Source organism: Emticicia aquatica (assembly GCF_923079645.1).
Taxonomy (GTDB): Bacteria; Bacteroidota; Bacteroidia; order Cytophagales; family Spirosomataceae; genus Emticicia; species Emticicia aquatica.
Map to the genome: position 1 here is coordinate 358,845 of NZ_CAKLPY010000001.1, position 12,265 is coordinate 371,109.

The window sequence follows — 12,265 nt, forward strand, 5'->3', positions numbered from 1 at the left end:
GTAATTTTTGCTGTTTTGAGTAAAATTACATAAATGTAGATAATTATTGAGGAATTAAACTTAAATCCCAACCTCTTTGTAGTTGATAATGTAACTTTCCATCTTTCACAACCAACGGACTTTCAATATTATTGTGGTACAAAGCACCAGTTCCAAGTCCTTGAGGAAGTGTGTTTTTGTATTCGGCAGAAAACTGAGCAATGGCATTGAGACCAATGTTTGATTCGAGTGCAGAAGTAAGCCACCAACCAATATGTAATCGAGAAGCAATTTCAATCCATTCACGGCAATGTTGTAATCCACCTAGCAAAGTTGGTTTCAAAATAATATAAGCAGGCTTGATTTTTTTGAGCAATTGCATTTTCTGAACATAATCGGTCACTCCAATCAATTCTTCGTCTAACGCAATCGGAATTGGTGGATTTTGACACAAAGAAATCATAGCCTCGGTTTGGTGTTGTCTAATGGGTTGTTCGATGCTATGAATTTGATAGTCAGCTAGTTGTAATAACTTTTCATGGGCATTTTCGGGCAGAAAAGCACCATTTGCATCGACTCGGAGTGTAATTTTTTCAGAAGAAAATTGTTGACGAATATCGGCTAAAATCCCTAATTCTTCTTCAAAATTTATCGCACCGACTTTCATTTTGATTGTATCAAAGCCTGCAGCAAGTTTTTCGTTGACTTGAGCCGCCATAAACTCTTTATTTCCCATCCAAACCAAGCCATTAATGCTAATTGCTTTTCTAGCTTTAACAAAATCATTATCGAAAATGATTCTTTTTCCACAATGCATGATGTCGAGAAGAGCCGTTTCGAAGCCAAATTTGATTGAAGGCAGTCTATCATCAATGAGTTGAGAAAGAATAATATTAATGTTCCACTCGAAGACTTCTAAATCTAAACTATTAAAACTATCGCAGATATCTTGTAAAATTGTGTCAAAATTGGGCAAATCATCAATACTTAGGTCTTTCAATGGAGCGGCCTCACCTAACCCAAAAATTGAAGGGTTTTCAGAATCGAAGATTTTTATGAAAAAAGTATCTTTCTCGGTATAAACTCCACGTGAAGTTCCTGCTTCAAACCTGAACTTTAATGTATGCTTAGACCATTTGACTTTCAGACCCATTGAAAATTGCTTAATTTTGGCAAAAGTACAGAAACTTTTGTTTTTTATGACACAAATAGATGATTTATATGATTTCAGGGCTTTTTACTGAAAATACAAAGGTCAATATACAAAATTAAACCAAATGAAGTTTGTTTTTTTTACGCTAAAAGTGATTTTATATCCTTTAATGCTATTGATAAATATTATTATATATAGTAGAAATTGGCTATATGATAACGGATTTTTTAAATCCGTTCGGACAAATATTTTTACAATTAATGTTGGAAATCTTAATTTAGGTGGAACTGGCAAAACTCCGCATGTAGAATATTTAGTGCGTTTACTGCTTGATAAACAGCCAGTTAGTATTTTGAGTAGGGGCTATAAACGTAAAACAAAGGGATTTATTTTGGCCGATGAAAACGCAACAGCAGAGAGCATTGGAGATGAACCGATGCAGTATTTCTCGAAATTTAATGGTAAAGTAAACGTAGTAGTTTGTGAAGATAGGGTGGCAGGCGTAAATAAAATTGAGTCATTAACGAATAGTAATCAAGTAGTTATTCTTGATGATGCTTTTCAACATCGGAAAATTGCTCCGCACCTAAATTTATTGCTTTGTGATTATAATAGACCTTTTTATGAAGATTTTTTGGTGCCAATCGGACGCCTGCGTGATGTAAGAACCAGTGCCAAAAGAGCAGATGCCGTAATCGTAACTAAATGTCCGAACGAGATTTCTAGTCAAAATTATAAACAAATTAAATCAGGTATCAGTAAATATATTTTAAGTGAAACGCCAATCTTTTTTTCAAGAATTCTGTATAAACCTATACGTGGATATTCTGAGAAAAGTGTCTTTAATCCTATAAATAGTACTTCAATAATAACGGGTATTGCTAAGCCAGAGATTTTTGTTGATTATATTTTGAGCCAAAACATCGAAGTAAAAAAAGTACATAACTTTGCTGACCATTATGCTTTTTCAAGAAAAGACATTGACAAAATTATTGTAGAAAATACTTATTCAGACATAATTACACAAATGATTACAACCGAAAAAGACATGGTAAAACTCAAGCCTTTATTGTCTGAAAAGGAGTTAAACCTATTTTTTTATGTTCCAATTGAAATAGAAATTGAAGATAAAAAAGTTTTTGACGACTTTATTTTAGGGAAATTGAAATAATTTTTTCCTTTTCAAAATGCTAATATCTAGTACACTTACTTCATGCAAAACGCTCTTCACCAAAAATATTCCCAAATAATCAAAGCTAAAGCCACCGACTTGGGTTTTGATGCTTGTGGTATTTCTAAAGCAGATTTTTTGGAAGAAGAAGCTCCTCGTTTGGAAGCGTGGCTCAACCAAAATTATCATGGAAAAATGAGTTATATGGCTAATCATTTTGATAAAAGACTTGACCCAAGAAAATTAGTCGATGGAGCAAAATCAGTTATTACTGTTATTTTAAACTATTTTCCAGAGCAACAACTTCCAACAAACGATGATAATTACAAACTTTCAAAATATGCATACGGCACTGATTATCACTTTGTGTTGAAAGATAAATTGAAGGATTTGATGGCGTATATTTCGGAAGAAATAGGTGAGGTCAATGGACGAATCTTTGTAGACTCAGCTCCCGTAATGGACAAAGTTTGGGCAAAAAAAAGTGGCATTGGTTGGGTCGGGAAACACACAAACCTGATTACAAGAGAAATTGGAAGCTTCTTTTTTATTGGTGAAATTATCTGTGATTTAGTTCTCCAACCTGACGGAGCAATTAAAGATTATTGTGGAACTTGTACTCGTTGTGTTGATGCTTGTCCGACGGATGCAATTACTGAACCTTACGTGGTTGATGGCTCAAAATGTATCAGTTATTTTACAATTGAGTTGAAAGAAGCTATATCAGAAGATGTAAAAGGAAAATTTGAAAACTGGATTTTTGGATGTGATATTTGCCAAGACGTTTGCCCATGGAATCGTTTTTCTAAACCTCATTCTACTCCAGAATTTACTCAAAATACTGATTTACAGCAGTTTACTAAAAATGATTGGGAAGAGATTACAGAAGAGATTTTTCAAGAGATATTCAAACGAAGTGCTGTAAAACGGACGAAATTAGAAGGATTAAGGAGGAATATTGCGTTTGTGAAGAACTGAAATTAAACAAATCTAAAAAGATAAATTAAGGCAATTCATCGAAATCATCAAAATCAATGGCAAAAGATAATTTTTCTAATCAAGCAAGTACTTATGCAAAGTTTCGCCCGACGTACCCAAAAGAAGTTTTTGAATACTTAAAAGAAGTTGTAAAAAATAAAAATTGTGCATGGGATTGTGCTACTGGAAATGGACAAATGGCGAGAGAATTGGCTCTTTTTTTTGAAAATGTTTGTGCAACTGATATTAGTCAAAAGCAATTGGAAAATGCTTTTTTGGTCAAAAATATTGAATATTCACTAGCAAAAGCAGAATCTACTTTTTTTAAAGATAATACCTTTGATTTGATAACTGTTGCCCAAGCCATTCATTGGTTTGATTTTGAAAAATTTTATTCTGAAGCAAAACGAGTGGCTAAAAATGGAGCAATTTTGTTTGTGATTGGTTATTCAATGCCACGATTTGAAGGTAAAATTGATGAAATTTTACAAGATTTTTACTGGAATGTTACAGGCCCTTACTGGGATGCCGAGCGAAAACACCTCGATAATCAACTAGAGAGTATTCCTTTCCCATTCAGACAAGTTCCTTGTCCAATTTTCAAAAATGAATACCGCTGGACGCTCGAAATGGCAGAAGGTTATTTCAATTCATGGTCTTCAGTGCAGCATTATATTAAAAAACATAGCGAAAATCCAGTAAATTCAGTAATAAATGAACTTAAAAGCTTTTGGAAAGATAATGAAAAAGTTAGTTTTCCATTATTTACTAAGGTTGGAATTATTGAAAAAGATTGATTTTTTGGAAAATATCAATTATTTAAAATCCCGAATATCGATAATATTCTTACAAAAAGAATATTCCGCTGGCTGATTAGAACAGATAATAAGTAGCCGATTAGTCGTATGTTTTTTGATGTGTTCTAAATACCAAGCTAAACCTTGAGCATCGAGGTTTGAGGTTGGTTCGTCGAGTAGAATAATTGGAGCTTCAGAATAAAATGCCAAACCTAATTTGAGTCGTTGTTTCATTCCTGAAGAAAAATTCTTAATTGTTTTTTCTTTATGAGAAGTAAGTTGAAGCAAATCAATGAGTTGATTTGGTGTAAGATTATCTTTAAAACGTTTGAATTTCTGATGAAACTCTACTGATTCAAATAATGTAAATTCTTCTACTAACTCAAGATAAGGTGCAGCAATGACTATTTTTTTATAAATATCGTCAATTTCAACTATTTCATTATTAAATAAGTAAGTAACTTTCCCTTCTGAATGGGGCATTGTACCCATCAAAACTTGCAAAAGAGTCGATTTTCCGCTGCCATTTGGACCAACGAAAGTGTAACTATTTCCTGCGTCAAATCTTAGATTGACATTTCGGAAAATCCATTCTTTGCGAAACTTCTTACCTAAATTTTCTAGTTGAATTACCATTCGTCATCGTTACTATTCTTCCGAAACCTTTTTGACTGGACTTTTGATAATTCCACGCTCAGAATTTGAAATAAAATTCAAAATTTCATCTCTTTCAGGCGTTGCTGGAAATTCTAATTCAACCTGTGTAATTGCATCAGTATTATTTAGGCCACGAAGGTAAATATATCGATAAATAGCTTGAATTTCTGCAATTTTTTCGTCAGAATTACCTCTTCTACGCAATCCAACAGAGTTGATACCAGCATAAGAAAGTGGTTCACGAGCAGCTTTAATGTAAGGAGGAACGTCTTTTCTAATTTGAGAACAACCTCCGATATAAGTATGTTTCCCGATTTTTACAAATTGTTGAACTGCAGACATCCCGCCAATATTTGCGTAATCTCCAACTGTAATATGGCCAGCTAATTGCACAGCATTTGCCAAAATTACATTATTTCCAAGAATACAATCATGTGCAATATGTGCATAAGCCATGATAAGGCAATTTGAGCCAATTTCGGTACGGTGTTTATCAATTGTACCTCGATTGACAGTTACACATTCACGAATAGTTGTATTATCGCCAATAATTGTAACAGTATTTTCACCTTTAAACTTTAAATCTTGTGGAACGGCTGAAATAACAGCACCTGGAAAGATTTTACAATTTTTTCCAATTCTAGCACCTTCCATAATGATAGCGTGTGAACCTATCCAAGTACCTTCGCCAATTTCTACGTCTTTATGGATTACTGCAAATGGCTCAATTACTACATTTTGTGCAACTTTTGCGTCGGGGTGTATGTAAGCTAGCGGTTGATTCATTTTTCTTATTAAAAGCCGATGATTAGAATCAAAACCAACAAAAGCGTTGCTTTGTTAATTTTTAATAAAAATCTTTTAGCTTAATGATTATTTTGCTTTTTTAACTAATCTAGCGGTCATGTTAACATCACAAACGAGATTCTTTCCAACCCAAGCTTCGCCGTGCATTTTGGCTACACCTAGTCTGATTGGAGCGAGAAGATTACATCTGATAATTAACGTATCACCGGGTAAAACATTGCGATAGAATCTACAATTGTCGATTCCAACTAAATATGGCCAATAGGCTTCTGGGTCACCAGTTGAGGTAAGAACCAAAACACCACCTGTTTGTGCAATCGCCTCAATTTGTAACACTCCTGGCATGACAGGGTTGTCAGGGAAGTGACCTGTAAATTGTGGCTCATTCATTGTAATATTTTTAATACCAACAACCGTTTGTCCATCGAGATACACAATCTTATCTACGAGAGCAAATGGATAACGGTGGGGTAGAAGTCGAGCAATTTCACTAACATTAAATACTGGAGGGGTATTTGGGTCGTATTGCGGCGTACTTTTTGCCGCGTCAGTCATTTGTTTTTTTATTTTTTTCGCTAATGCTACATTTGGCGTATGACCAGGGCGAGCGGCCAAAATATGGGCTTTTAATGGGCGGCCAATCAATGCTAAATCTCCCATAACATCGAGCAGTTTATGTCGAGCAGGTTCATTCGCAAATCTTAGCGGCATATCATTCAAAATGCCTGTTTTACCCACGTGAATTTTTTCTTTGTTGAGTAACTTTGCAAGATTTTCAACTTCTTCTTCTGAAATATCTCTATCAACTATTACTACGGCATTATCAATATTTCCACCTTTGATTAGTCCAGCATTAAAAAGTGCTTCTAACTCATGTAAAAAAACGAAAGTACGACAAGAAGAAATTTCTTGTTTGTACAGATTAATATCATGTAATTGGGCGTGTTGGCTATGAAGTACAGAAGAATTATAGTCAACCATTACTGTTAGGCGGTAATCATTGAGTGGCAAAGCCGCTAATTCGATACTTTGGTCATCGTTACGAAAATGAATTGCTTCTTCGATTTCATAATAATTACGTAAAGCGTGTTGTTCTTCGATACCAGCTTCTTCAATTAATTCTACAAATTGAATCGCACTGCCATCTGCAATCGGAATTTCGGGACCATCTAATTGTATCAAAACATTGTCGATTTGTAAACCAACCAATGCCGATAAAATATGCTCAGTAGTATGTATTCTTACACCATCTTTTTCTAGAACTGTGCCTCTTGAAGTATCAACTACGTAGTCAACGTCAGCTTCAACAATAGGTTTTGCTGGTAAGTCGATTCTTTGGAATTTATATCCATGATTGATAGCAGCAGGTTGCAATAACATGGTTACTTTTTCGCCAGTATGCAAGCCTACGCCTGTAATAGAAACTAATTTTTTGAGGGTCTGTTGCTTAACGTTCATTGTTAATGTTACTTTTTTTCTTAGGCAAATGTAATATGAATGACGGTTAACCGTCGGATTGAATAGCTATAATTATAATTCAATTATACAATCGAATTCATGAGTAAATTAAACCAAAACCCCTTGTTGATTGAGTTCTAGTAGATGTTCTTCCAAAGCTTTTACTTGTTTTTCTAAGGCGGGAAGTTTTCGTAAAACTGACATTGCTCTCAAATAATCATTCAAATCAAAAGCTGGTGTTCCGTTGATGGCTGTTCCTGATTTCTTTACACTTTTTGTTACGCCTGCTTGGCCACCAATGCGAGTACCATCAGCAATCGTGATATGTCCATTTACTCCCACTTGTCCACCAATCATACAATTATTACCTACTTTGGTAGAACCTGCCACGCCTGTTTGTGCTGCAATAACTGTATTTTTTCCAATTTCAACATTATGAGCAATCTGCACCAAATTGTCAATTTTAGCACCTTCACGAATAATTGTTGAACCCATCGTAGCACAATCAATCGTCGAATTTGAGCCAATGCTCACATTGTTTTCAATGATTACATTACCCAACTGTGGAATTGTTTTATAAGTTCCGTCGGCTTGTGGAGCGAAACCAAAACCATCACTACCAATTACAACTCCTGAATGAATAACGCAGTAGTTACCAATGATACAATTTTCGTAAACTTTTGCTCCAGCGTATAAAATGGTATTATCGCCAATACTTACATTATCGCTGATATATACTTGGGGGTAAATTTTTACATTTTTCCCAATTTTACAGTTTTTCCCGATGTAAGAAAATGCTCCTTGATAAATATCTTCGCCAATGGTGGTATTCTCACCAACGAATACAGGTTGTTCTATTCCTTTCTTGGAAAAATCTAAAATCTTTTGATACTCTTCTAATAATTGTGTGAATGCGATATAGGCATTTTCAACAATGATAAGTGTGGCTGTAAAATCTTTTTTGGGTTCAAAATCACGCCCCACAATCACCGCACTTGCTTTTGTAGTATAAAGAAAAGGCTCATATTTATCATTAGCAAGAAAAGAAATATCACCCGTAGTGCCTTCCTCAATTTTTGCTAATTGACTGATTGTGAGAGAGTCATCGCCTCGAACCTCACCATTTAGTAGATATGCTATTTGCTTAACCGTGAATTTCATATTTTTCGTGCCATGCAAGTGCTTTCTTGCGTAGGTTTTTGCGTTAGTGTTTAGCTATTCGCTCGAATACGGTGATTGACGTTATTGACGATCGAATGGTTTTGTAAAATATAATCTTAAAATAATACAAAAAACTTTCCTTGCACTGCAAAATCAATGCAAAGATACATTTTTGCCCCAACATACATAGTATTTTTTCACGATGTTAATTAAAGCCTTAATTGTTGGCAAGTCGGAAGCATCGGCTATATCAATAATATTTTTATTTTTTGTGAGAATATTAATTGTTTCATCGCCCGAAATGTAACCTTTATTACTAACATCGCCTTCAGTAATGAAATATTTTAATTCATCTTCCTGCACCCCTTTTTCAAGAAGAGCGGCTTTCAAATGATTGATGAATGAATCTTCAATAGGAAAATTAGAAATTTTGACCTTATAAAGTTTTCGGTTGAGTAAATCTTTGCAAATAGTTGCAAGGATTTTGTCCGAATGATGTTGCCAAGTTTTTACGCAAGCCCAAATATCATAATCATCAATTTCGGTGAATGCTTGTAAATATTTTTCGTTGGTTTGAAATGCTTCTAAACTAATTTGTTCTTCCAAAAACAACGAAAAGGAAGGAGTTACAAATAATTTTTGACCATTCTTAATAATTTCTCTTGCTCTACTAATAATCTGAATGAGCATTACTTCGGTACAAATCGAAGTTTTGTGCAAATAAACTTGCCAATACATTAAACGCCGAGCATTCAAAAAGTTTTCTACACTCAATACACCTTTTTCTTCAACAACTAATTGATTATCAACAACATTGAGCATTTTTATAATTCTGTCAACACCAATTGTACCTTCGGCCACACCAGTGAAAAAGCAATCTCGGTTGAGATAATCCATTCTATCCATGTCAAGCTGACTCGAAATTAGTTGGTGGAAAAACTCACGTTGATATGTACCATTAAACATTTCGATTGCTAAATTGAGTTGACCACCAAATTGCTGATTCAGTTTTTCCATCAATAGAGCCGAAATATGTTCGTGATGAACATCATTCAAGATGGTATATTCCAATACATGCGAAAAAGGGCCATGACCAATATCGTGCAGCAGAATAGCAATTTGAGCAGCTTCGATTTCTGCGTCTGACAAATGATGTCCTTTAGACTGTAAAACCTGCAAAGCTTGTCCCATCAAGTGCATTGCACCAAGGGCATGATGAAAACGTGTATGCAAAGCACCTGGATAAACGTATTCGGCCATACCCAATTGTTTGATACGACGTAAACGCTGGAAAAAAGGATGCTCGATTAGGTCATAAATTAAATCGGAAGGCACACTTACAAATCCATAAACGGGGTCATTGAATATTTTACGTTTGTTGGTCATGCTTATAAAAGTGTTTTTAGCAGGTGTGCAAAGGTAGTATTTTATTTTTTAGGGCTACTTAGCAACAACACAAAGAAGAAAATTTTAGTTGTGAATGGGAGAAAAATGGAGATAAAATTTTGTAGTAAGGGAAGAAATGTCTAATTTTGCGTCACAAAACCAAAAAGTGGTTTTAGGGCCTATAGCTCATTCGGTTAGAGCAACTGACTCATAATCAGTAGGTGCTTGGTTCGATTCCAAGTGGGCCCACCTGATAATCAAGGAGTTACGATGAAAGTTGTAACTCCTTATTTTTTTGATACATACAAGATACATACAAATTGAGTTATATTCAGAAAGTATCGGTAAATAAAAACAAACCTTTCTTTTCCGACTTCGCTTTTAAACTAAGCATCTGATATTTTGGTAAATCATCACAATATACTTTAGAATATGGCTTGGCAAATCCATTTTCTATTAATACTTCTCCTACTGATTTACTATCCTCCAAAATAACATAAGCTAAGGTTCTGCCGTAACTATCAACCATGTTTCGTGTTTCTTGAACCAGAGTAACTTTGTCGTCTGGTCGAACTACTTGGAGCATAAAGTTCAAAGATTTGTTTCCAAGTTCAATTAAAAATTGTGCAGGAAGGTTTAACTCTCTTTCGTCTTTCAGCAATTTATTTGATAGTTTTAACTCAGGTGCATCTATGCCGTAGATGCGAACTTCTTCTTGTTCTTTTGTAGAAATATTTTCCACAATTAAGCCGTCACCATCTACGATTTGAACCACTTTAAAGTGGGGTCTTATGAGTTTTGATTCGTTAGCTTCCATTTACGCCTCTATGCTTTTATTTGAATAATTGATGTGGTTTTACGACTATCTAACTTTGCAAGTATAGTAAAACAATCGTAAAACTTAAATAATTAGCATCATGGCAAGGCAAAAAGGAGTAATGAAATATGTCGGAACTATCGGCGATGTTCGACATTTTAAAATCAAAGGTAATCAGGGTTACTTCGCTGGAATGATTGGCGGACCAACTGGTGAACAAATCGCCACAGCACCAGAGTTTGCTCGTACTCGTGAAAATATGAACGAGTTTGCAGGTTGTGCAATGGTTGGTAAATCGCTTAGAGTTTATCTCGCAAGTTTATTGAAGTCAATGGCTGACAATCAAGTAACTGGTCGTTTAACTGCCATTATGAAAAAAATCAACTTGGAAGATGGTTCTGAAGCAAGGGGACAAAGAGCGGTTTTGATTTCAACTGTTCCGCAATATTTGGAAGGTTTTGAATTTAATCGTTTTGTTTCATTTGGTGGAACAATTACTGCTCCGTTTACTATAACCCCAACAGTTGAACGAGATAGCTCTACAGTAGTATTTCAGCCTTTCAATCCGTTAAGTTATTTGAACATCCCATCAGGTGCAACGCATTTTAGATTGGTGAATGCAATTTCGGCAATTTCTGATTTTCAATTCAATGCAACAACTGGTGGCTACGAGCCAAAAGAGCCTGTTTTGAATGAGTTAGTAGATATTAAGTATTCTGCTTTCATTCCTGTTAATGCGGTAACTCCTGCCATTACAATCACAAGTGCATTTGCTGGCAGTCCTACATTAACGAGTGATGTTTCAGTTTTGAATGTCATTGGCATTGAGTTTTTCCAAGATGTGAATGGAAACAAGTATTTGTTCTCGCAAGGAAACTGCATGAAAATCTGTAAGATATTCTAAGATTTTTGATTTATAGGTGAATAAAACAAAGCCTTCTCATTTGAGAGGGCTTTTGTTTTTTTACCTATTGCTAAAAATTCCTTTAAATGGTGCTGATATGTATAACTTATGTATGAAATAAGTATGGGTTAATCATGTGTGAATTATGAAGTACCGAATAATAAAAATGGATACTTTATCATTGATAATCCTTGAAATAAAACTTAATTTTAATTGTACATTAAAAATTTCAACAACATGAAAACAAGAAGATATTTACTTTTGCTAAGCTGTCTCTTACTGGGTTCAAGCTTTATATTATTACCAGATTGGCCAAATCTTGATATACTTAAAGACTACCCTAAAGTTGGAGAAACTTGTTCGATTGATGGAAAGAGTAATGCAACTGCAAATAAAAAAGCACAAAATAGACTTAAGAATAGATACAGAATGCCTGTAAATAATGTATTTGAAGAAATGACTATTCAAGATATTATTGACCTGCCTTCTGGAACTAAAGTCATAAAACCGCCTTTAAATAGTCCAAATCATAGTAGAGCAGTTTCTGTTATAGGGTTTGTGAAGGATGTTAATTTTGGAGGAACGAAAGGGGAATCTTGTAATTGTGGAGCAACAGATAGAGGGATGGTCGATACACATATTGATTTAGTTTTGGATGGAAATGATACTGATGAAACAGGAAAAAACTTAATTGTGGCAGAGGTAACATTTAGAACGCAAATTTTGGCTCAAAATGGGTTGCTTGCAAGTAACATAGGTAATAAATGGACCAAGAAAAATCTAAGGGATAGATTGTTAGGTCGTAGAGTAAAATTTAGTGGTTGGCTTTTTTATGATTATGACCATCATGGAGAAACATGGGTTGTTGACCCAGATAATACTTTTGATAGGAATAATTGGAGAGCTACGGCTTGGGAAATTCATCCTGTAATGGCGATAGAAGTACTTAATTAATTCCCCCTCTAAAAGATGAAACTAAATAAGTGAGTGGCAGTTG

The 12,265-nt window shown here is 34.7% G+C and carries 12 protein-coding genes and 1 tRNA gene; 6 read left to right on the forward strand and 7 right to left on the reverse strand.

The window, feature by feature from the left end; genetic code table 11:
- Positions 1–43 precede the first annotated feature (43 nt).
- Complete coding sequence (locus tag MJQ71_RS01540) at positions 44–1,132, reverse strand: o-succinylbenzoate synthase (protein WP_238803955.1); 1,089 nt, start codon at positions 1,130–1,132, stop codon at positions 44–46.
- 124 nt (positions 1,133–1,256) lie between these two features.
- On the opposite strand from MJQ71_RS01540, the gene lpxK reads away from it, so the two are divergent.
- Genes lpxK through MJQ71_RS01555 form a run of 3 tightly spaced genes read left to right on the forward strand, consistent with a single transcriptional unit; the run spans position 1,257 to position 4,078 of the window.
- Complete coding sequence (gene lpxK, locus MJQ71_RS01545) at positions 1,257–2,303, forward strand: tetraacyldisaccharide 4'-kinase (RefSeq protein ID WP_238803956.1); 1,047 nt, start codon at positions 1,257–1,259, stop codon at positions 2,301–2,303.
- A gap of 42 nt (positions 2,304–2,345) precedes the next feature.
- Positions 2,346–3,281, forward strand: a complete 936-nt coding sequence (queG, locus tag MJQ71_RS01550) for a tRNA epoxyqueuosine(34) reductase QueG (protein ID WP_238803957.1) — start codon at positions 2,346–2,348, stop codon at positions 3,279–3,281.
- A gap of 56 nt (positions 3,282–3,337) precedes the next feature.
- On the forward strand, positions 3,338–4,078 hold the full coding sequence (locus MJQ71_RS01555; protein WP_238803958.1) for a class I SAM-dependent methyltransferase: 741 nt from the start codon (positions 3,338–3,340) through the stop codon (positions 4,076–4,078).
- Between the two features lie 18 nt (positions 4,079–4,096).
- Here MJQ71_RS01555 and MJQ71_RS01560 read toward each other — a convergent pair whose 3' ends face one another.
- The 5 genes from MJQ71_RS01560 to MJQ71_RS01580 form a co-directional block, all read right to left on the reverse strand.
- Entirely contained in the window at positions 4,097–4,714 is a 618-nt protein-coding gene (locus MJQ71_RS01560) for an ABC transporter ATP-binding protein (RefSeq protein WP_238803959.1), read from the reverse strand.
- Positions 4,715–4,726: 12 nt separating this feature from the next.
- Entirely contained in the window at positions 4,727–5,521 is a 795-nt protein-coding gene (gene lpxA, locus MJQ71_RS01565) for an acyl-ACP--UDP-N-acetylglucosamine O-acyltransferase (RefSeq protein WP_238803960.1), read from the reverse strand.
- Positions 5,522–5,608: 87 nt separating this feature from the next.
- Positions 5,609–7,000: a bifunctional UDP-3-O-[3-hydroxymyristoyl] N-acetylglucosamine deacetylase/3-hydroxyacyl-ACP dehydratase gene (locus MJQ71_RS01570; RefSeq protein WP_238803961.1), complete on the reverse strand. Its 1,392-nt coding sequence runs from the start codon at positions 6,998–7,000 to the stop codon at positions 5,609–5,611.
- A 108-nt stretch (positions 7,001–7,108) separates the two neighbouring features.
- The gene (gene lpxD / locus MJQ71_RS01575; RefSeq protein WP_238803962.1) at positions 7,109–8,161 is read right to left on the reverse strand and encodes a UDP-3-O-(3-hydroxymyristoyl)glucosamine N-acyltransferase; all 1,053 of its coding nucleotides are present in this window, start codon (positions 8,159–8,161) and stop codon (positions 7,109–7,111) included.
- 153 nt (positions 8,162–8,314) lie between these two features.
- The gene (locus tag MJQ71_RS01580; protein ID WP_238803963.1) at positions 8,315–9,547 is read right to left on the reverse strand and encodes an HD domain-containing protein; all 1,233 of its coding nucleotides are present in this window, start codon (positions 9,545–9,547) and stop codon (positions 8,315–8,317) included.
- Positions 9,548–9,722: 175 nt separating this feature from the next.
- Between MJQ71_RS01580 and MJQ71_RS01585 the strand changes: the two genes are divergently transcribed.
- Positions 9,723–9,796: transfer RNA gene (locus tag MJQ71_RS01585), tRNA-Ile, on the forward strand.
- Between the two features lie 82 nt (positions 9,797–9,878).
- Here MJQ71_RS01585 and MJQ71_RS01590 read toward each other — a convergent pair.
- Positions 9,879–10,364, reverse strand: a complete 486-nt coding sequence (locus MJQ71_RS01590) for a thermonuclease family protein (RefSeq protein ID WP_238803964.1) — start codon at positions 10,362–10,364, stop codon at positions 9,879–9,881.
- Between the two features lie 100 nt (positions 10,365–10,464).
- On the opposite strand from MJQ71_RS01590, the gene MJQ71_RS01595 reads away from it, so the two are divergent.
- Together MJQ71_RS01595 and MJQ71_RS01600 are read left to right on the forward strand one after the other, a co-directional pair.
- A complete protein-coding gene (locus tag MJQ71_RS01595) occupies positions 10,465–11,268 on the forward strand; it encodes a hypothetical protein (protein WP_238803965.1) in 804 nt (267 codons plus the stop codon).
- A 237-nt stretch (positions 11,269–11,505) separates the two neighbouring features.
- The gene (locus MJQ71_RS01600) at positions 11,506–12,222 is read left to right on the forward strand and encodes a hypothetical protein (RefSeq protein WP_238803966.1); all 717 of its coding nucleotides are present in this window, start codon (positions 11,506–11,508) and stop codon (positions 12,220–12,222) included.
- Positions 12,223–12,265: the final 43 nt, after the last annotated feature.